We start from the raw sequence: 20,701 nt of genomic DNA, 5'->3' as shown, positions 1-20,701 counted from the left end.
TTTTCCGACCTGAACGCCATTCCGGAACCCGAGGCCCCATGACTTCGAAACATCCGTTACCTGTTCGATCTCGCTACGCTCTGCTGCAGAGGCTGTTGCTTGTCGTCACCGTGTTACTGGCTCCACTGGCGACAGCCAGTGTGTCACCCACCCAAAGTCCCAACGACCCGAACCAGTACCGGTTCATCGAACTCGACAATGGCTTGCGCGTGATCCTCGCTTCGGACCCGGAAACGGACAAAGCCGCCGCCTCCATGAACGTTGCCGTGGGCAGCGGAAACGACCCGAAAGAGCGGGCTGGCCTGGCGCACTTTCTCGAGCACATGCTGTTTTTGGGCACCGAGAAGTACCCGGAGGCAGGCGAATACCAGCAATTTATTCGCAGCCACGGCGGCAGTCATAACGCGTTCACAGCGTTTGAGGACACCAACTATTTCTTTGATGTCGAAGCCGAGTTTCTGGAGCCGGCGCTGGACCGGTTCGCCCAACAGTTTTCTCATCCTCTGTTCACGCCGGAACTGGTGGATCGTGAGCGCAATGCCGTCCATTCCGAGTACAGTTCCAAGCTTAAAGATGACGGCCGGCGCCTGCTTTCTGTCAGGAAGGCTGCGGGCAATCAGAAGCATGCCTTCAGCCAGTTTGCGGTCGGCAACCTGGAGACCCTGGAAAATACCGAAGGCAACCCGCTTCGGCCTGACCTGATTCGTTTCTGGGAAGAAAACTATTCGGCGAACATCATGACCCTGGCAGTCTACGGCCCACAGCCGCTGGATGAGCTGGAACGCATGGTGCAGGAGCGCTTTGGCGCCATCGCCAACCGTAACCTTGAACCCAAGGTTCACCCTCACCCGCTGTACGACACCTCCCGGTTGCCAGAGAAAGTGACAGCCGAGACGCTGAAAGACAATCGCAGCATGACGCTGTCTTTCCCGATCCCCTCTCAGCAGCGTTACTATAAAAGCAAACCCGCAGCCTACGTTGCCAACCTGCTGGGCCACGAAGGACCCGGCAGCCTGTTTGACGTTCTGAAACGCGCAGGCATGGTAGAAAGCCTTTCCGCAGGCACAGGGATGGACACCGGCGAACACGCCACTCTCGACATCAGCATGTCGCTCACCCGGGAAGGCCTGGAACACCAGGATGAGATCATTGCCCTCACCTTTGAATATATAGATCGTATTCGTGACAACGGCATCAGCCAGCAACGCTTCAACGAGATGCGACAGCTGGCCATGATTGATTTCCGTTTCCGGGAACGCGCTGAAGCGCAAAGCGAGGCCATGCGACTGTCCAGACTCCTCAAGGACTATCCGCCTGAAGATGTTCTAAGCGCCCCCTGGCTGTTGGAGAGGTATGCCCCAGAGCAATACAGGGCGATCCTCAATCAGCTGAAACCAGCCAACCTTAAAGTCTGGGTTGCCGCCCCCAACCTGGACGCGAGCGAGCCGAACCTCACGCGGTGGTATCAGACGCCATGGGTCAGGACGCCCCTGAACCTCGATAACCCGGCAGCTCCCAGCCTGGCTGAACAGCTTGCCCTGCCCGAATCCAACCCCTTTGTTCCAGAAGATCTCGAACTGGTGGGGGGGGACAGCATGGCTCACCCGGAGAAAATTGCCGAACTGGACGGACTGGATATCTGGTACGCCCGGGATACCCGTTTCGCCACTCCGAAAGCCAATCTGTTTGTCAGCCTGAGAACGCCGGCAGCGCGGGAATCCGCCCGGAGTTCAGTGCTCACACAACTGCTGGTGGACGCCATTAACACCAACCTCAACGCCTGGGCCTATTCTGCCCGGCTGGCCGGGCTGGACTACAGCGTCTACCCCCATCTTCGTGGCGTTACCATCCGTGTCGGCGGTTACAGCGACAAGCTGCACAAGCTGGCTAACCAGATATTGCTGGAGTTCGCCAATCCCGCCCTTACCGAACAGCGATTCAGGATTGCGCGACAGAACCTGATGGATGCTCTGGAAAACAAGAGCAAAGAACGGCCGGTGCAGCAGACTTCGGAATTTGTCCAAACCGCATTGCTGGAAGGCACGTTTCCCGCGGAGGAGCGCCTGGCCGCTGCGCGCGACGTCACACTGAATGAGCTGAGGGGGTTTGCCGGCAGTTTCCTCGCCCGCACTGATCCCGTCATGCTCGCCCATGGCAACCTGACACAGGCCAGTGCCCTGAATATGGCCAGACAGGTACAGGCTCTGGTGCTGAACGATCACCAGCGTACCAACGTGGATCGGGCGCGAATTCGCCAGCTGCCTCCGAGCCAGACCGCCGCACATCTGGCGGTTGAGCACCCCGATACCGGTTACACCTTATACCTGCAGGGCAACAACACTTCCTACGCCGAGCGAGCCCGGTATCGGTTGCTGGCACAAATCATCAGTAGCCCGTTCTATGAGGAAATCCGGACCACGCGCCAGCTCGGATACATCGTCTACGCGACCGCGTTCGAGATTCTGGAAACGCCGGCGCTCGGGCTGGTTGTGCAATCCCCATCCGCTGATGCATCTGCCATCGACTCGGCCGTCAAGGAATTCAGCCAAACCTTTGCGCAACAACTGGCGGAGATGGATGACACCCGGCTTAAGCGGGAAAAACAGGCGGTGATCAGCCAACTGCTGGAGCGTGACCGGCAACTGAGCGAAGTCTCCAGCCGATACTGGCGGGAGATCGACCGGGAAAATGCCGAGTTTAACAGCCGACAAGTCCTGGCCGACGCTATTCGGAACGTATCGCTGGAGGAACTGAAAGAGACCTTCGAACAGGCCATGCTTGAACGACAACGTGCTCTGCTGGTCACCACCGGAGGCGATGCCGTGAATGATGAGGCGATCCTTCAGATCCTGCGGGACCTGGGCCCTGTACCGAAGGATTGACGAGAGATACTACGAACCTGCCCGGCGATCATTCGCCTGCCGGGCAGGTTGTCGGGTTAACAAAGCCGGTTACAGATCCACCGCAAACTGATTGAAATACACCACAGACCCAGTGCCGGTCCCCACATTCAGAATGCTGAATGCCACCTTGCCCTTCTCCTGAATAAAAGCAAACTTGTCGCTTTCATTCTTTACTTCGTAGTTCTCGGTGTCGTTTTTCTTCTCGTTATACACAGACAAGGCTCCGTCCTGGCTGCCATGACGAATCTGGGCCATGGAGACAATAATCTGGGGAATATCCTTTGCCTTGTTGAACGTCAGAATCCAGATGCCCGAGTCGTTGGTGGGCAACATCACCTGCACAAAGCCTTTCTCGGCGCCATCCTGGTATTTAGAGCTGGCCAGGTCGTTCATGCCAACCCAGTAGGAGTACCAGTTGCCTTCCAAAGCAACGTCAATGGTGTCAAATACCTTGACCTTCACACTGTTGTCGGGATCACTGACACCCAGCTGTTTCACAACGGTAGTCAGCAGGGATTTCGTGCCCTCGCCGTAGGAGTCAAAGCCACCAAAACTCTGAGCCAGACTGGCCTGGGAGAAAGACACGACCAGCAACAGCGCAAGCAACTTGTAGAACTTCATGCAGATTTCCTTTTTATCCGGTACTTGATCCGACGGCTCCGCGCCATCCCCTGCCTGTAAACAGGCCGAGCCTATGATAGTCAGCGACTACCCACGTGATCTACCCGGAAACGGCAAGACAGTGTGAACAAATGAAAAATGACGGCCTTGAGCCCGCTGCCTCAGGCCGTTATCATACCGCCTCCTTTACGATGCCCCCGTAGCTCATCTGGATAGAGCGTCCCCCTCCTAAGGGGAAGGTAGCAGGTTCGAGTCCTGCCGGGGGTACCATAAAGGCAGCCACCGAATGGCCCCGTCAGAACAATGGCACCACAACACCGCCCGCGAGCCATAGCAGCGCAACCACTACCAGAACACTCAGCACCTTATCTGTCAGCGAAGATCCGCCATGATCGTGATCATGATGGTGGTGGTCATGTGAATGCTGCTTCTGCCCTTGTCGCCAGAACCATAGCAGTATCGCTGTGGCGGTCAGAAACATGATGTTCAAGACAGCCTGGTAATTCCACTTGAAGAACTCCCGCTCTCCCATTGAGGTCTGGCCGCTGAAGTCCGGCAACATACCCAGTAGGGCCAGGCTGTAGTGCATCAGCAATGACACAGTCACAATGCCGACCAGCATCAGTGCGAGGATGTACAGCGCCATCTTCCAGCCATAATAGGAGGCGTTGATTCTGAGCACTGGCAGCACAACCAGATCGGAAAAGATAAAGGCCATGACGCCCGCAAAACTCACTCCCTGAGCAAACAACACGGCCGCGAGAGGAATATTCCCCATGGAACCGATGAAGGTGAAAAAGGCTGCAATTGGCCCAACAAGTGTCTGCGATAGTACAGCGAGGAAGCCAGGGTTGGCCGCGTTCTCGCCACCGGCGCCGATAAAGAGAGCTTCAAAGAAACTCTGAGGCACCATGGCGGAGATGATGCCGGCTACGGTGAAGCCGATAAGGACATCTTTCCAGACCATTTGCCACTCCATCACATAGGTCTGGGCGATCGCCTGCCATCCTTCTTTACTGGTTATTTTTTCCTTCCAGCTTTTGTCAGAGTTGCCGCCGTCCCCGTCGCCGTCATCCATCTTTCGGCGAGCCTGAGCTTCAAGCCGGCGCGGCCGGGTAAGTCGGATCAGCAGCCAGGTCACGAGAATCAGGAGTACACCACCCACATACTCGCCAACCACAAATTGCCAACCCAGAAAAACCGCGATCACGATACCGAGCTCAATCACCAGATTTGTGGAGGCCAGCATAAACGCCAGAGACGGCGCCAGACCGGCGCCCTTATTGAAGATTGCACGGGTGGTGGCCAGTGCGGAGAAGCTGCAAGAACTGGAAATGAAACCAAAAAACGTGCCCAGTGCGATACTGCGCGGTCCATCCTCCCCCATGGCCTGCTGCATCTTTCTGCGGGTAACCAGAACCTGAATCAGACTGCTTATGACGTAACCCAGAATAAACGCCCAAAGCGCCATCCAGAAAAAGCCCAGGCTCGTGGTTGCCGCTTCATTCCATAGCGATAGAAAGTTGCTCAAAGCGTTCCTCCTTATCTGCCGAAGCATGCGAAGAGTCACCACCTACCCTAGCGCATAATACGACCAGTTGCTGAAACGCTTACTTGATGCCCGAACCCCTCGGCTATGCAGAGGGGTTTTGGCGGAGGGGGAGAAAAATGCAGATTGAGTTCCGGGCGTGGGGGAACCCTATTTGCGCGGATCGGTTACCGAAACCCACGAGTTGTCTGCGTGAGCATCCCGGAAAGCCAACAGGCTATCGACCCCGGAAAAATCCACCAGCTCACGGAAATCCAGCCAGTCCACCAGACAATAGAGACAGATGGCAGGATAGTTCCACTGCTTAAACTGCCCCGCTTCCACCATGGCGGACAGGGTTCGCAGCGTTGTCATGATGCGTTCGCGCTGAAGGTTATAGAACATTGCATCCTGGCTGGTATCGATTCCGGACCTCTCAGAAAGCAGCATGGTTACCGCAGAATCGTTGGCGCCATCAATCAGCGTTAACTGGTTCTCCTGGTCCCAGGTGAGGGCGTCAAGCCCAAGCTTCTGACCAAGATAACGGGCGATAACCCGTGAGTCATAGAGCTCCTGATCGCCATCAATCAGTACCGGGATTTTCAGGGTGGGATTGGTGCGCCGAAGCTCATCACGGCCTTCGCCATAAATGTCGAGATTGATGAACTCGTAAGGTTCGTCGTTCAGCAGAAGCCGAATGCGACGTACGTAGGGCGACGTGGTAGATCCAATCAGTTTCATGATTTCTCCCATAATCAGGTTTTCATTCATGGTAAATCATCTTGCGCGTCATGCCTCCGTCCACCACAAAATTCTGCCCGGTGACGAAGCCAGCCTCGGAGGAAATCAGGTAAGCCACCAGTGTAGCGATGTCTTCGGGCCTGCCAACGCGGCCGGCCGGATGCTGCTGGTGATCCGCTTCTGACAGATGCTCGACAGCCTGCTCGCTTCCCTGCCAGTCACGGGTATCTATCCAGCCCGGGCTGATACAGTTCACCCGTATTTCTGGTCCCAGGCTAATGGCCAACGCATGGGTCAGTGCCACAAGGCCGCCCTTGGTGGCGGCGTAGGCTTCAGTATCCGGCTCTGATTGCAGGGCCCGTGTGGAGGCCATATTCACAATCACGCCCCTCGCCTTCCGGAGATACGGTACCGCATGTTTGCTCACCAGAAACGGCCCGGTCAGATTGACATCCATTCGACGCTGCCACTGTTCAAGGCCCAGTTGTTCTATCGGGCCGGTATGAGGGTCCGCAATGCCAGCGTTGTTAATAACGGCATTCAGGCCACCACCCCAGTGCACCGTTTGGGAAATGATATGCTCAACATCCGCTTCGCTGGCAACGTCGCCTGCCAGAAACACGACTTCACCCTCTGCGTTGGCAACCAACTGTTCACCTACGGCTTCGTCAGTATCACAGACTGCCACTTTCCAGCCCGCCGCCGCCAGGTGCAGCACTATGCCTCGGCCAATTCCCTTCGCGCCTCCTGTCACCAGGACTACCTTTTGCATTCGTTCCAAGTCTGCCTCCAACGGTTTCGGTTCCGTCAACACTATTCAACGGGCTTTGCGCCGGACGGAATGATTGCTGCAGTTTAGCAGCAACTGATTGATACGGTTTTCGCCGATGCCTGTTTCTACAGGTTAGAATGCCCGCCTGCCCACACTACCGGAAACCAACCATGGCCCGCTTTAACGAAATTGGCACCGCAACCATCCCCGGCAACGGCAGCCGCTTGCGACTGCTGCAACGTAATGACGAGTTTTCCATCAAGATTGCCGGCGCCCCGGGTGAACTGATGAACAGCCGCTTACATGGTTCGGAGGATGCTCTGGCCACCCTCGCCTGTGAACGCCTGAGCCATCTGCCCGCGCCACGGATCCTGATTGGCGGGCTGGGTATGGGCTTTACCCTGGCGGCAGCGCTTTCGGCTACAGGCGATCAGGCTCAGGTGACGGTGGCAGAGCTGGTTCCCGAGGTAGAAACCTGGAATCGCGGACCATTGGGCGCAGCCGCCGGCTACCCTCTGGACGATCCCCGGGCCGCCGTTCACATTGGCGATGTGGCAGAACTTTTGCAACAGGGCGATGGCAACTGGGACGCCATCTTGCTGGATGTGGATAACGGTCCGGAAGGTCTTACCCGTAAAGAAAACAACTGGATCTACTCTCCGGAAGGCATCGCCGCCGCCCAGAAATCCCTGAGCAACGACGGCATTCTCGCCTACTGGTCGGCCGGTCCGGAACAGGCCTTTACCGAACGCTTGCGGCGCGCTGGCTTTTCGGTGGAACCCGTTGTTGTGAGAGCCCTGCGTCCGGGTAAAGGCGCCCGTCACACAATCTGGCTGGCCTGGTAATTTGGGGGATGGCGGGCGATTCCCGATCGGTTTGTTGCCATACGGTCATTCGAAATACAGGTTCAGGTGTACTAGGGTTACTGATGAAGCCGCTATGTTTTGACGAGGATCTGGTCCTCGGCGAAACACTCAGGAGGTCTTTCCATGAAACCCTCAGTGAGTATTACCGGTGAACAGGAAGCCCATAAAGTAGCCGCAATATTCGAGACAGAAACCGATGCCAACGGCGTTGCACGGGTGCTGTCGCAGGAAACCAGTCTGGATCACGAGCAAGTCATTGTTGTAAGCCCCCAGGACCGACACCCGGGTGAAGAGCTGGAGCCAGAGAACCAGGGCATATGGCAAACGCTGGTGCGTTCGCATCTCTGGCTTGGTATCGGAGGTGCCGTCGCAGGCTTTATTGTGTTCGTGATACTGAGTGCTGTCGGCGTGGAGTTTATTGCCCAGAATGGCGTGGTTGCCGCAGCCGTTCTTGCGGCGCTCGGCCTGATACTTGGCCTGTTGGTGGCTGGAGGCGTTACGCTCCGGCCGGACCACACACCCTATGTTGCCAAAGCGCAGTCGGCTCTAAAGGAGGGCAAGTATGTACTGACCGTGCATGCCTCCAGTTCTGAGCAACTCAAGGAGGCCACGACGGTCCTGAAAAACCGGAACGTCCGGTTAGTGCGAACTATCTGAGCCTCCGCCCCCGGAGCCACGTTATTGGTAGCAACCAGAGCACGGTGGCCAGTAGCCAGCGCGTAAGCAACAGCAGTGGCAGCAGTACCAGGAACCATCCTGGCATCTGCACCATCCAGGCCGGCACGCCCAGTACCCGGGCAGCGCCGGCGAATACGTCGTTCAGTAAGGCGGGGTGTTTGACAACGACATAGACCAGAGCCACCGCAGCGGGCCACTTTGCGTTGCTAACCATGACCGAAGCCATTCGCCCCGCCCGCGCGAGGCGGGAAGAATAGGCCGCGGAACGGGCGGTGACACTCGAGGCTCTTGCAGTACCTGCTGCCGCCCGACCGGCTTTCAGGAATTTCACCGCACTGCCAATAATCAGCGCGTCTACGGCGGCCCAGCCGACATCTTCCATGCGGATCGGCTGATCGGTACGGTACCGGGATTCCAGAGTCCGGATGCCACTGGTGAAGAACTGCGTAATGCCCTCTGTAATCCGCTCCGTCCAGATCCACTCTATGTTATTGCCATCGGCCCCGACCACGAACTGGCCCGTGAAATCCTGCCCTTCTTTATTGGCGAAGTTGACGGCATACCAGGCACGCTGTTCCGGCGTCAGGACTTTACCGGTGCCGGCAACCCGGTTCATCATCTCAATCGAGCCAACCGGGTTCTGATAAAAGTGCATCACAGGAGGTATCAGATACTCGCCATGGGCTCGCAGGGCCTGCCGAAATTCCGGTTCTTCACCAAACAGCTCCATCACAAACCTGGTCCACTCGGGGTATACCTGCAACGCGGCCTGAGCTTTCAGCAACAGCAGGCGGTCGTCCCGGTAATCCAGCAGGAGCGCCTGCAGAGCCAAGGCTTCGCCCAGCAGCGGTGATTCCGTACCGAATTCATCCTGGGCATGCAGGCGCACAAGCCGTTCTTCAACCGGTTGCGGTTGCAAGCTTACTGACACCAGAACGGCCACCGTCAACGCGAAAAGCGCCAGCCACAATATCCGCCGTCTGGGCCGGGACTGGAACAGTGCGGGCTCTGTCATTCAGTACTCCTGCTATAAAAACCTCAGTCTACATGGAAAATCTCCAACATGAAGGCTGACACATGTCAACATCGGTTACAGAAAACAACTCTAGATGGGTATACCCGTTGCAAAAAACGGATACCATGTCCTTATAACCTCGCTTTCGTCCGACGGCACCTATGGATATCTTCGAGCAGAAACGCCGCATTATCACCACTGCCATCGTTGCAGTTGTTCTCACTGGAATCAGTATTGCCGTGGTGGTCTCCACCCCCCTGATCAATCAGATCCATACCCAGGCTGCAGACACTGCGAGCCTGGTGGCGGATGCCAAGGCCGAGGGCGTTCGGGCGGTATTCGATCAGCATCAGGATCTGGCGCGACAAACGGCCAGTCGCTCAGAGCTTGCGCGGGTTATGGTCGAATACAACAGGGGAAACCGGGCACTCGCCGACTTGCGGACCTTCTCCCGCCCCAGGCTTGACGATGCCGCAAAAAACATCGACAACCTTGCCGCCATCGTCCGGTTTGATGCCAGTGGCGCCGAAGTTGTGCGCGTCGGGCCTCTGGACGATCAGCTTCCTGCTGACCTGCCTATGCCATCCGGGCTTGATATCCAGTCCTACCCGGTAGGGGTAAATAACGAAGCGAGGCCGTTACTGCACGTCATCGCTGCGATACGCGTGGATGAACAGATCGTAGGCTATGATCTTCTGCTGTTCGAACTCTCCTCACTGATTCCCATCTTTCGCGTGGATGCGGACTCCAGTCTGTGCCTGCTTGATGTCGAGAGAACGCGGCGACTGATCTGGACCGAGGGCAGTCATCAGTTTCAACTAACAACACCCAATGGTTGCCTGGCCGAACAGGAGGGTATCGATTACAAACCAGACCTCGACTTTTTCCGGGCTTCGCTTCCAGACGGCACCCGTGTGCTGGCATTCATACGACTCGTGGAAGGGTATGGCTGGGAAATCCATATGAACGTCAGGACTTCCAGTGTGTTCGGTAAAGTGATCGAAGACATTGTTATCAGTGTTGTGCTGATACTCATGCTCTCCGCCCTTGCCGGCACAATGGTCTGGCGCTCACTGATGCCCGTTGTGCATGCACTGGTCAACCAGGCCTCCCAGATTGCCCGGTCTACCGATGAGCTTCGGCTGGCCCAGCAGGTCTTTAACCACACCCACGAAGCCATCGTGATTTGTGACACCGGTTTACAGGTTATTCGTGCTAACCCGGCCTTCAACGAGATTACCGGCGCAACAACGAAGACACTTCGCAATACAAACCTGATGGCATTTATCGACAGTGACAGATGCAAGGAGATAGACCGGGAAGAAATCCACCGGCATCTTGTCGCGGAAAATGCCTGGCAAGGCGAGGTCTGGCTGACCGGGCCCGATAATGATCCGTTTCCCAACCTGCTGACGGTTTCACCGGTACGCAATGCCCGGGGACAGATCCAGCAACTGATCCTGACCTTCAGCGATATTACCGCACGGGTACAGGCAGAAAAGCAGATGTTCCGGCTGGCACATTTCGACAAGCTCACTGGCCTGCCAAATCGCACGGCCCTGGAAACCCACCTGGAACAAGCCATCGAGCAGGCACGGCGCCAGCATCATCACTTCGCCCTGATGTTCCTGGATCTGGACAAATTCAAACCGGTAAACGACACCATGGGTCACCAGGCCGGCGATGAGCTGCTACGGAATGTCGCGAGAAGGCTCAAGTACAGTATCCGGGCCAATGATGTGGTGGGGCGCCGGGGTGGGGATGAGTTCGTGATCATAACCGGGCCATTGACCAACGATGCCGATGCCCAACCCATTGCTCGCAAAATGATCCAGGTGCTGAATGAGCCGTTTCACATTCAGGGCCAGACTGTGCACATTGGTGCCTCGGTGGGAATCGCCTTGTACCCGGACAACGGCCAGACCGCTGAGCTTCTACTGGCCACCGCCGACAAGGCCATGTATTCCGTGAAAACCAGCGGCAGGAACAACCTGGCGTTTGCCTGACCGGCAACTAACTCTGCTCATACTCCTGTACCAACTGGTGCAGGAAATAGCTGCCGGCAGAGCTCAGGAAATAACGACCTGCCCCGGAGCGGAACAGCAGGTTCCTCTTTTCCAGGTAATCCAGCGCTTCGCTCAACCCTTTCTCGAAACGGGCGGCCCGAAGGATGTCCTGATAATCCTCATCCGCCCCCAGATTTGCCAGATCCTGCTCGTTTAAACCGGCTTCCGGCCGCCCCAGATAATCCAGATCTCTGCCGCTTCGGGCAAAGTAACGGCCGATCAGAAGCAATACCACCTGCACCCGGAAGGCATTTTCATCGTGCTCTTCGCTTTCGTCGTCACTGCTTTCTTTCAGGAAGAAAAAAGCTCCGGTTTCGTTGAACACCAGGTCGCTACCCAGATGCTCATAGAAAGTACGGAAGTGAGACAGGTGGTTATACAGCAGGTTGTAGAGCGGGTTGGCACGAAGCTCCGAGCGGTTGTTGTCCCACACATCCCGGACAATCACCCGGCCAGCCTGGAACTCCCGGTAGACCGCGGCACTGTGAGCCGGCAGGATCTGCTCGAAGCTGGTCGCGCCCTGCTCGTTCAGGGTGCTCTCTGTATCCCGGGTTTCCACGAAATCAGGCATGGTCTGGCTCTTGTTCTGTATCGGTCGTATTGGTTTCAAGGCGTCGTTTTCGGTACACAAACTTTTCACAGTCCGGCACCTGTTCCAGGGTGCGGAAACGGTTAGTGGTTGTCACCTGCATACCCTCCGGCGGCGAATTGACCAGCCGGTTAAGGGCTGCCAGCAGGTCCGCAAAACGGTAGCCCGGGATGAAGCCATCCAGCCGGCCGTGAAGCTCCCGCACCAGATCCGCCGTGGGCCGCAATTCCAGGGTTTCCAGCCATTGATACAGTTGGTTGATGCGCTGAACATCTACCCGGCTTTCGCGGCCGCTTCCGGCCACTTCCTGCAGTACCGGCACTTCGGATTGGCGGCGCAGATCGCTCAGGCGCAGCTCCAGTTCGCTGAACAACAACTGGTAGTAGCTCGACGACTGGCCAAAGGCATAATGCTTGGGCCGCTGCTGTGCCCGCAAGCCCACCAGGAATCCGGTGCTGCGGGCAAAGTCGCCACCTTCCAGCCATTTACGGCGCAGGCTCAGGGTTTCCGTGTCGTCTTTCAGCACTCGCAGTTTGCCGTAGAAATGCTCCATGGCGTTGTACTGGGCCATGCCCCGGCGGGTTTTCCGCAGGAAGTGCTCCACCTCCTGGGCCACGGCCTGGATGGGCTTGTACAGGGCATTCAGGCTAATGGAGGAACGGAATAGCTGATCCGCCAGGCTGTGATCGTCGTGGCTTTCCAGCAGCCGCACCATGCCTTCGAGGGTTTCGAACAGATTGCTGCCATCGGGCAGCCGTGTGTCCGGGTTCAGGAACACCAGCGTGGGTTTGATATGGCGCTCGTACAACGTAACGATCTGCTCGAACAGATTCTGGCGAAACTCCAGGTATTTCTCCGGCGCCCGGCTGGCGTCGCCGGACAGGTCGGCCAGCTGGGCGCTAATGGTCTGCATGCGCAGCACGTTCTGGCGCAGCAGGCCGATCAGCTGGCTGACCCGCTCGTTCAGGTCATCCCGAAGTTCGGTGTAATCCGGGTCGGCCTCGCTGAAGCTGCTGGTTTCCAGGCGGTTGCGCACATCCCGAAGGGTCACCAGATGGCCCCGCAGGCGGGCGTCGGTCAACTCTTGGTAGAGCGAGGCGTTACAGGCCCGCATCAGATTGATCAGTGCGTCCTGAAATACCAGCCGGCGTTCACCGTCGGCCTTGATGATGTCGATGATCAGCCCACTGCGAAACAGATTGTCGGTGTTCAGGGCCAGCCGCACCCGCTCCCGATCGGCCTTGCCCAGGCCTCGAGTGTAATCCATCACCTCGGCCACCAGGTCGCTTTCCCGGATGAACCGGGCTTCATTGCGGTCCATGCGCTCGATCATCCGGAACAGGATTTTCGGGTGCTCAAACAGCAGCCGGGTGGTGTCCAGGGTGCTGAAGCGTTTACTCATCCACCGGCTCCAGCAAGCTGTTCTGGGTCTGGTCTGCCCAGTGGCTCAGCGGTTCACCACCAGTAAAACCTTCCGCGCCGCCCCAGAACACCAGAGTGCGTTCCTTGCTGTAGGGCCGCGCGGTGCGCATCTGCCCCACTTCCAGGTGCCGGCCAATCAGGTAGATCACTTCGGCGCTGGCGCTGTGGGTAGCGGCAGAGAACAGGTTGAATCCCTGCTTGCGCAGCCGTTCCAGCAACGACGGCATCTGGCTGATATCCACGCTGGCCAGTTCGTCGAGCACCATGGGGAACGACAGCTGCACACCCGGGTACAGCACCCGCTTGAGCAGGCGGTACACCAGTTCCAGGTTGATCAGTGCGGTAGTGGAGGTGGACTGGCCCTTCTTGTCCAGGTTGGCGGCGTTCTCCTTGCGGGTGCGATAGGAAATGCCGGTGATGACTTTATCCATGGTCAGGCGTTTGCTGCCGCCCTGCTCCCCGAAAAAGTCCGCCACGAACACCCGCAGGCGGTCGTAGAAGGCGTCGGACTGCAGCTGGTTGCCATACGGGTCAATGTTGTTGGCTTCTTCCACCAGATTGCGGAATTTAGGATCGGTGTGAATGTCCACCCGGATTTCCACCAGATCGTTGATGCGAACGCCGTCCAGTTCCCGATTGAGCTGGGCCTCGAACCGTGCAATGTGTTCGTGGTTGGACTTCAGGGCCTGGCGGTAGCTGGCGACGGTTTCATTGTGGATGCCGACCTGCTGCTCCAGAACACTCCAGCGCTCGGCCATGCCGGCGTACAGATCTGAAAGGCTCTTGAAGGTGCTTCGGATAACAGACGACGCGGGGCTGTCTTTCTGCAATTCCCCTTCGGTATCTTCATGGATACCCAGGTACACAAACTGGCGAAGGTGGTCGAGAATGTTGCGGCGCCGCTCTTCCAGATCATCCAATTGGCTTTGCAGGGCGTCGAAGGCGGCCGCCGATACACGATCAATGTCCAGTGGCTGCTCCGCTTCAACCGCTCTCAGGTGCGGGAAGCGGTGCTCCACAGTGCCGACACTTTTACTCAGGGCCGCCAGCTCGCGCTCTCGCTCTTCAGTGCGATCTTTCTCTGCTTTTGCTCTCGTGGCTTTCGCCTGAACCGCGTCCTGTTTCTCCTGCTCCAGCCGGGCCTGCTCGTCGAGCTTGGCAAGCTGCTCTTCCGCCGCCTTTTTCTCCTCGGTGGCATCCCGCAGGGTGGTGGCCGCCGCCGGGTAGCGCTGGAGCGTTTCCAGATCTTTCTCGATAGACCGGATTTCCTTGTCCGTGCGCTCGATCAACTGAGGTCGGTCGTGTTCCTGATTGGCGGTGTCAGCCAGCTCTGAGCGTTCTTTCTCCAGACCATGAAGTTCACCTTCAATATAATGGCGTTGCTCGGCAAAGTTGGTGTGCCGGGCAGGCTGGTTCTCGTATTCAGTATCAAACCAGTCAAAGCCGCGATCGTTGGGGGCAAACAGGCGAGCGAAGGCTTCAATGGTGGCTTTGCTATCGGCATCCAGATCCTGGCCGGGGCTTGCCATCATCAGCCGGGGGTCAACCGCCCGCAATGGCGCGGCGGTGGCTTCGTCCAGCTGGTTCTGCAGCTGCCACTGCTGTTTGCTTTCCCGGTCTTTCAGAGTATCCAGCTTGCGCTCCAGTTCCTGCTTCTTGCGCTGAATCTGCTCCAGTCGGATCTCGGCCTGGGCGGCGCTTTTCAGGGCAGCAAGGTGGCCTTTCTTGCTTTCCAGCTCCTCTGTCTGGATCTCTGCAATTTCCTGCAGGGTCATGTCGCCATACTGCGAGATCAGCAGCTCACCGTCTTTCTGGCTCTGTTCGGCCTGCTTGATACGCCGATCGGCGGAGCGAATCTCGCCCTTCAGGCCGCTGGCCTCCTGCTCCAGTTTTTTCAGGGTTTGCAACACGTGGCGCAGGGTGTCGTTCTGATCGTTAAAAGCCTCAAGTGCCACCCGGCGTTTGGCCGCAATATCGGCCAGGGCGTTGGTCACCCCGTCCCGGAAGGCGGCAAAGTCGTGCTGACTGCGTAGTAAGGTCTGATAGGCCTGGTAGTCGCGGTTCAGCTTCTCAAACCGGTGTCGCTCTTTCTCGATACGGTTGAGCTGGCTTTGCTGCTGCTTGAGCTGATCGTGGCGATTGAGGAAATCGTCGATGTTGAAGTCAAAGGCATCGTCAGCAAACTTCTTGTCCGCTTCGATAATGCTGGCCACGGCGTTGGCCATGGCCTGGTCGTCCGCCTTCATCTCGAACAGCAGCAGGGTCAGGGTGCGCAGGGACTGAACCCGGCGCTCATCCGACTCGCCCAGGGGCAGCACGGAATAACGGACGGCGTCGGCGTTCATCAGCTCGCTGCTGTAGAGCATGGCTTTCAATTTGGCCGGGTCGTTGACCAGCCTGGTCTCTTTCGAGCGTTTTTTCAGTGCCTCAGACAGCCGGGTGAATGAGAGCTCCGGCACCGCCTGGCCAATGCCATCTTCATCGTCGCCGTTCCAGAACAAAGGTCGCAACTGATCGTAACTGACCGGTACAAAAGCCCGGCCGTAGCTGAGCTGGCTGGCGTTGTCCCGATACAGAATCTGGCAATGGATGCCCGCCGGGTTTTCCGCTTCCATGATCAGGAAGCTGAACTGGCTGGGAAAATAGTGCTGGTAGCTTTCCTCGTTGGTGTAGAAGCTGCCGGCACTGGCGTTGCGGAAGGCAAATTTCTTGCGGCTGTTCTTGAAGTTGTTCTCTGGCAACAGGAACAGGCGCAGGGAGTTGAGCAGGCTGGATTTGCCCAGGTTGCCCGGCCCAAGAATCAGGCCGTGGTTGTCCACTGGAATTTCCACGTAACAGAAGCCGGCGGAATCCACCAGCACCAGGCGGCGAATGCCGAAGGTGAACGTACTCGCGCTCGCCTGTGAATCACTCATCCAGAATCATCTCCTGTTCCATGAATTTACTGGTGGCCCGGAAGGCCTGCGCCAACGACACAAACCCCAGATCTTCCGCCAGCGACAGGGCTTTTGTAAACCTTTCGGTGGAGTCCGGGGTTTTGCGGAATCGGCTCAGCCAAGGTTGCCAGTCAGCCGGCTGCAGAAAGCAGGCCTTGTCGCCCAGTGCCGATCGCACCGATGAAAACATCTGCAGGCCGCCGGCATCGTAATCAAAGGCGCAGAGCACCTCATCGTAACCGGTCAGCCAGTTCAAATCCGCAGTACCGGTAATCCGATTGCCGCCACCGAGCACGACATCGCTGTTTGTGAGATCAACTGCCTGGCCCAGGCAGTCACCGGCAAAGGCCAGCATCTGTCGGTAGTAATAGAAATTTCGCTCATTCTCCACCACCAGCACCCGAGGCGCTGGCCGAAAACCGATATCCACCGCATCTCCGGTAATCACCACCGAATCCGGCCGGTTGCCTGTAAGGGCGTGATGATATACCAGCAGAAAACTCACATCGGTGCCGTGGCGGTGGGAATCGCCCTTCTTCGCCGCATCTACTCTGCTAACGGGTGAAGCGGCCTGTCGATGTAACTCCGCAAACGCAGCTTCATCAAGAATGGTTACCTCCCAGCGATTGGCGCCAACCTTCTCCGTTGCGAACAGCTCCCGATGCCGCCGACGCTGGGAATCCGGCAGCTTCTTCAGAAAGGCCTCGTAGTTAATCGCCTGGCCCTGAAGGATTTTCTGGAGGTAGTTCTTCAATAGCTCACCTGTCCGCAGATTGTTATTATCGGTCTACCAAAATATGACACCTTATGAGCCACGGAGGGCCCATGCCAACCATCAGTGAATTCTTCGGCATTCTGATACGGATGTATTACGATGACCATAATCCTCCCCATTTTCACGCTTATTATGGGGAACACGAGGCCATCATTCTGATCGAAACGCTGGAGATTGTTGAGGGCAAACTGCCCAAAAGAGCCAAAGCGATGGTTATCGAATGGGCCTTTGAACACCGGCAGGACCTTATCGCAGACTGGCGCCTTGCCGAGCTGCACCAGCCACTGAAGAAGATAGAGCCATTGGAATGAACAGCATGCCCAGAGTTACCCATGTGGAAGCCAAGGCCGATTACGTACTGGCCGTCACCTTCGATGATGGTACTCACGGCGAGATCAGCCTTGCCGATCGTTTGTTTGGCCCGATGTTCGAGCCCCTGAAAGACCCGGCATTCTTTGCTCAAGCAAAAGTTGATGAGTTCGGAGCCATCTGCTGGCCCAACGAAGCAGACATTGCCCCGGATGCTCTCTACCGCAAAATCAAATCTGAACAAACTGGAACAGTATGTCGCTGAAGTACAAGATCGTACCCGTCACACCCTTTGAACAAAACTGCACCCTGCTCTGGTGTACCGAAACCCACAAAGCAGCGGTGGTCGACCCTGGCGGGGACCTGGATCGCATTCTGGCGGCAGCCGAGGACGAAGGCGTGATTCTGGAAAAGATCCTTCTCACCCACGCCCACATAGATCACGCCGGCGGCACGGCGGAGCTAGCCAAATCAGCGGGGCTGCCCATTGAAGGCCCGCACAAGGACGACAACTTCTGGATTCAGGGCCTGGCCATGCAGGCACAGATGTTCGGGTTTCCGGCGCCGGAGGTGTTCACGCCCAATCGATGGCTGGAAGACGGGGATACAGTGACCGTTGGCAATGAAACCCTGGAAGTACTGCACACGCCGGGCCACACCCCTGGCCATGTGGTGTTTTTCCATCGAGGCTCAAAACTGGCCCAGGTGGGTGACGTGCTGTTCAATGGTTCCATTGGCCGCACGGATTTCCCGAAAGGCGATTACAACACCCTGATTCACTCTATCCGGGAAAAGCTGTTCCCGCTCGGGGATGACGTTAGCTTTATCTGTGGCCACGGCCCCATGTCTACGTTTGGCCAGGAACGCGCCACCAATCCGTTTGTGTCTGATCACCGGGGCTGAGTGCCCCGGTATATCGCCCATTTCAGCTCTGGGACAGGCGGAACTGCTCGATGGTTTTGCGCAGGGTTTCCGCCATGGCCAGCAGATCCCCTGCAATTCGCGCGGTCTCCTGGGCATCGCTGGAGGTCTGCTCGGCAGAGCGGCTGATTTCAATCACGTTCTGATTGATGGAGTCCGACACTTCGCTCTGCTCGTTAGCCGCACTCTCCATTTCCTCATTCAGCCCCGTGATTTCACGCACCGCTGCAGCAATGGTTTGCAGCTCGGTTTCCACTTTCAGAATTGAATCCACCTGATGCTGGGCAAGTTCCGAGGCATGGCGCATGGTACCGACACAATCCACCACCTCTTTTTTCAGCCCCTCAATGGTTTGGCGAATCTCCTCAGTGGACGCCTGAGTGCGCGAGGCAAGCGCCCGGACTTCGTCTGCGACCACGGCAAATCCCCGGCCCTGCTCACCAGCTCTGGCCGCTTCAATCGCCGCGTTCAGGGCCAACAGGTTGGTCTGGTCGGCAATCTCGGAAATCAGCTCCAGCCGTGAGGCCATTTCCGTTGTCCGCTGATCCAACTGCTCAATGCGCTGCGCACCGTTCTGGACTTCCGCGTTCAGAGACTCAATACCCTGAACCGCATTTCTAGCCAGATGCTCTCCGGTTTCTGCCGATTTGGTGGTATCGGCCGATTTCCGTGCGGTAGTCACCGCATTCTCTCGAACCTGCACCGCGGAAGCGGCCATCTCGGTGGTGGCACTGGCCACCTGGTCGGTGTTGTCTTTTTGGGCAAGAACTTCCCTTTCTGTGGTCTCTGCTTTACCGGCAATGGTACGGGCCGCCGCTTCAACCTGTTCTGCGTTGTCCATCACCGTATGCATGCTGGCGCGGATCTTGGCGACCATCCGATTGAACGCACGGGAGACCGAACCAATCTCATCGTTTCGGGTTACCTCCAGCTCTATGGAGAGATCCGAATTGCGGGAGATTTCATCCATTCGGTCGTGTAGCCGACGTAAGCGGGAAAACACCAGGCGACCCAAAACTACGGTAGTCAGTATGAAAATAACCACAAAGATCAGAATCTGGATACCGCCACTCACCATCAACTGCTGCTGCAGGCGCGCGTCGCTCTCCGCCAAAGAATAGTCGACCCGAATAGCGCCAAGCACGTCCCCTTCCTGGGCCTGGTGACAGCCGAGGCAGTTCACGCCCTGATAGTTTTCGCTGGCAATAACCGGCTCGATCAACGTGTAGACACGACCCGCGTCGTTCTCCGAATAGTGCTCTACCCGTTCACCATCCAGCGCTTTCATGTCCAGCGGCTCACGGCGTTGTTCCGCAGCATTCCCAGCACCGTACATGGCATTCAGCTGATCGCTGCGGATCACCCGAACGTCCAGTACGTCCTCGGGAGCCATCACCTTCTCGCGCAGAACATCACGGTTATTAATGGTACCCGTCACCATCATGGTGTTCAGGCCATCGAAAAAGGACTTTGCCAGACCATCCACGTATTTGTGACTGTACTCTTCGAGGTGGGCTCGCTGGGACTGGGCGCTGTAAACAACCGTAAACACGAGAATGACGGTGAAAGCCGCAGCCAGTGCTGCCAATAACAAGAAACGGATTGAGTATTGTTTTTTCATGTGACCCCGACAACGGAAGATGATCTGGACATCCAAGAGTAATGACGGCGAATTGGCGCATAACTTTACAGATATGCATCAATTTTTTTATGACGCAGATCATCCGGACGCGCCCGCTATGTCATTCCTTGCAATGTTTTACATTCGTCCCGGCACACTCAAACCAGAAGGCAAGGCAGATTGGCCCGAAACCTGCAAAGCCTGATGCATCACGGACTAATTCCGTGATATCCGGCAGAGATTTTCCGTTCAGGGGAGGCAACCATGTCATTGCTGACATCACTGTTACAGGCCAGCACGCGCTTTCAGCAAGCCATGGACAACCGTGCGCCGCGCACTGACGTACCCGCCGGTAAAAGCAATGAAGGCGCCGCCACAGGCGAGCCCCAGAGCAGCACCGACGACCGCTTCACACCGTCCCAATGGCAGGATCGCAACCCCGCCAGTCAGAAAACCCGGCAATTGCCACTGACCCAGTACAAGCAGACGGTTGCCCAGGACCTGTCCTACGTTCGTGAAACCTTGCGGCACAAACTTGCCGAATACAACGTACACCCGGCAACGGCGCTGAGCGTGAGCAAAACCGAGCAAGGCAGCATTCAGCTGGACGGCAAAATTCCCGACCAGGTGCGGGAGAGGATACAACAGGATCTCAACAACAACCGGGGATTTGGTGAGGCGTTAAGCCGCTTGAGCGTGACCGAACCCACCCTGCACTTCATGGATAATGCGCTCAAGCTCAATCAGGCTTATGGCGTGAACAATTCCCTGCTGGATTCACTGCTCAGCGAAAACCAGCAGTTCAATGGACTGCAAGATGTCATCCACCGTTATGACAGCCTTCGCCGCACCGCCACACCCGCCGAGACGGGTATCACAGAGCAGCAACGCTACGCCTTCAGCCTCAATACCCGGGCCTGAAGCCCGGGGGGATAACG

Annotated in this window: 18 protein-coding genes and 1 tRNA gene; 9 read left to right on the top strand and 10 right to left on the bottom strand. The window is 57.1% G+C overall.

Annotation, left to right across the window (positions count from 1 at the left end; genetic code table 11):
- Nucleotides 1–38 precede the first annotated feature (38 nt).
- A complete protein-coding gene (locus tag ARC85_RS13625; RefSeq protein ID WP_286715121.1) occupies nt 39–2,882 on the top strand; it encodes an insulinase family protein in 2,844 nt (947 codons plus the stop codon).
- A 69-nt stretch (nt 2,883–2,951) separates the two neighbouring features.
- Here ARC85_RS13625 and ARC85_RS13620 read toward each other — a convergent pair whose 3' ends face one another.
- Nucleotides 2,952–3,524, bottom strand: coding sequence for a hypothetical protein (locus ARC85_RS13620; RefSeq protein WP_011785969.1), 573 nt, complete (start codon nt 3,522–3,524; stop codon nt 2,952–2,954).
- Nucleotides 3,525–3,717: 193 nt separating this feature from the next.
- Between ARC85_RS13620 and ARC85_RS13615 the strand changes: the two genes are divergently transcribed.
- Nucleotides 3,718–3,794 (top strand) — tRNA-Arg (locus tag ARC85_RS13615).
- A gap of 25 nt (nt 3,795–3,819) precedes the next feature.
- On the opposite strand, the gene ARC85_RS13610 is transcribed toward ARC85_RS13615, so the two are convergent.
- The 3 genes from ARC85_RS13610 to ARC85_RS13600 form a co-directional block, all read right to left on the bottom strand.
- Nucleotides 3,820–5,055: a permease gene (locus ARC85_RS13610; protein WP_286715120.1), complete on the bottom strand. Its 1,236-nt coding sequence runs from the start codon at nt 5,053–5,055 to the stop codon at nt 3,820–3,822.
- Nucleotides 5,056–5,223: 168 nt separating this feature from the next.
- Nucleotides 5,224–5,793, bottom strand: coding sequence for a glutathione S-transferase family protein (locus ARC85_RS13605; RefSeq protein ID WP_041656930.1), 570 nt, complete (start codon nt 5,791–5,793; stop codon nt 5,224–5,226).
- 22 nt (nt 5,794–5,815) lie between these two features.
- Nucleotides 5,816–6,565 (bottom strand): SDR family oxidoreductase, encoded by a 750-nt coding sequence (locus tag ARC85_RS13600; protein WP_222562956.1) that lies wholly within the window; start codon nt 6,563–6,565, stop codon nt 5,816–5,818.
- A gap of 170 nt (nt 6,566–6,735) precedes the next feature.
- Between ARC85_RS13600 and ARC85_RS13595 the strand changes: the two genes are divergently transcribed.
- Together ARC85_RS13595 and ARC85_RS13590 are read left to right on the top strand one after the other, a co-directional pair.
- Nucleotides 6,736–7,410 (top strand): spermidine synthase, encoded by a 675-nt coding sequence (locus ARC85_RS13595; RefSeq protein ID WP_199451997.1) that lies wholly within the window; start codon nt 6,736–6,738, stop codon nt 7,408–7,410.
- Nucleotides 7,411–7,554: 144 nt separating this feature from the next.
- Nucleotides 7,555–8,088, top strand: a complete 534-nt coding sequence (locus ARC85_RS13590) for a hypothetical protein (RefSeq protein WP_199451996.1) — start codon at nt 7,555–7,557, stop codon at nt 8,086–8,088.
- Here the strand turns inward: ARC85_RS13590 and ARC85_RS13585 are convergent.
- Nucleotides 8,081–9,124 carry a hypothetical protein gene (locus ARC85_RS13585; protein WP_153741572.1) on the bottom strand — a complete coding sequence of 348 codons (1,044 nt, stop codon included), beginning with the start codon at nt 9,122–9,124 and terminating at the stop codon, nt 8,081–8,083. The two genes, ARC85_RS13590 and ARC85_RS13585, sit on opposite strands and share 8 nt — an antisense overlap.
- 161 nt (nt 9,125–9,285) lie before the next feature.
- On the opposite strand from ARC85_RS13585, the gene ARC85_RS13580 reads away from it, so the two are divergent.
- Nucleotides 9,286–11,130 carry a sensor domain-containing diguanylate cyclase gene (locus tag ARC85_RS13580; RefSeq protein ID WP_286715119.1) on the top strand — a complete coding sequence of 615 codons (1,845 nt, stop codon included), beginning with the start codon at nt 9,286–9,288 and terminating at the stop codon, nt 11,128–11,130.
- 7 nt (nt 11,131–11,137) lie between these two features.
- Here ARC85_RS13580 and ARC85_RS13575 read toward each other — a convergent pair whose 3' ends face one another.
- The 4 genes from ARC85_RS13575 to ARC85_RS13560 are packed head-to-tail and all read right to left on the bottom strand — an operon-like array spanning nt 11,138 to nt 16,891.
- Nucleotides 11,138–11,761, bottom strand: a complete 624-nt coding sequence (locus ARC85_RS13575) for a condensin complex protein MksE (protein WP_286715117.1) — start codon at nt 11,759–11,761, stop codon at nt 11,138–11,140.
- Nucleotides 11,754–13,181, bottom strand: coding sequence for a hypothetical protein (locus ARC85_RS13570; protein WP_286715115.1), 1,428 nt, complete (start codon nt 13,179–13,181; stop codon nt 11,754–11,756). Before ARC85_RS13570 ends, ARC85_RS13575 begins: the two co-directional genes overlap by 8 nt.
- On the bottom strand, nt 13,174–16,116 hold the full coding sequence (locus ARC85_RS13565) for a coiled-coil domain-containing protein (RefSeq protein WP_286715113.1): 2,943 nt from the start codon (nt 16,114–16,116) through the stop codon (nt 13,174–13,176). The genes ARC85_RS13570 and ARC85_RS13565 overlap by 8 nt, the downstream gene beginning before the upstream one ends.
- The gene (locus ARC85_RS13560; RefSeq protein WP_286715111.1) at nt 16,109–16,891 is read right to left on the bottom strand and encodes a Wadjet anti-phage system protein JetD domain-containing protein; all 783 of its coding nucleotides are present in this window, start codon (nt 16,889–16,891) and stop codon (nt 16,109–16,111) included. Before ARC85_RS13560 ends, ARC85_RS13565 begins: the two co-directional genes overlap by 8 nt.
- A gap of 71 nt (nt 16,892–16,962) precedes the next feature.
- Between ARC85_RS13560 and ARC85_RS13555 the strand changes: the two genes are divergently transcribed.
- Genes ARC85_RS13555 through ARC85_RS13545 form a run of 3 tightly spaced genes read left to right on the top strand, consistent with a single transcriptional unit; the run spans nt 16,963 to nt 18,124 of the window.
- Nucleotides 16,963–17,223, top strand: a complete 261-nt coding sequence (locus ARC85_RS13555) for a DUF4160 domain-containing protein (protein ID WP_022992877.1) — start codon at nt 16,963–16,965, stop codon at nt 17,221–17,223.
- Complete coding sequence (locus ARC85_RS13550; RefSeq protein WP_011785982.1) at nt 17,220–17,486, top strand: DUF2442 domain-containing protein; 267 nt, start codon at nt 17,220–17,222, stop codon at nt 17,484–17,486. Before ARC85_RS13555 ends, ARC85_RS13550 begins: the two co-directional genes overlap by 4 nt.
- Nucleotides 17,477–18,124, top strand: a complete 648-nt coding sequence (locus ARC85_RS13545; protein WP_014421981.1) for an MBL fold metallo-hydrolase — start codon at nt 17,477–17,479, stop codon at nt 18,122–18,124. The genes ARC85_RS13550 and ARC85_RS13545 overlap by 10 nt, the downstream gene beginning before the upstream one ends.
- Before the next feature lie 22 nt (nt 18,125–18,146).
- On the opposite strand, the gene ARC85_RS13540 is transcribed toward ARC85_RS13545, so the two are convergent.
- Nucleotides 18,147–19,763 carry a methyl-accepting chemotaxis protein gene (locus ARC85_RS13540; protein ID WP_278350478.1) on the bottom strand — a complete coding sequence of 539 codons (1,617 nt, stop codon included), beginning with the start codon at nt 19,761–19,763 and terminating at the stop codon, nt 18,147–18,149.
- Nucleotides 19,764–20,027: 264 nt separating this feature from the next.
- On the opposite strand from ARC85_RS13540, the gene ARC85_RS13535 reads away from it, so the two are divergent.
- Nucleotides 20,028–20,684, top strand: coding sequence for a hypothetical protein (locus ARC85_RS13535; RefSeq protein WP_199451987.1), 657 nt, complete (start codon nt 20,028–20,030; stop codon nt 20,682–20,684).
- The last annotated feature ends 17 nt before the right edge of the window (nt 20,685–20,701 follow it).

Source organism: Marinobacter sp. tcs-11 (genome assembly GCF_002049515.1).
In the GTDB taxonomy this organism is placed as follows: Bacteria; Pseudomonadota; Gammaproteobacteria; order Pseudomonadales; family Oleiphilaceae; genus Marinobacter; species Marinobacter nauticus.
This window is presented reverse-complemented; position numbering and strand designations above follow the sequence as displayed.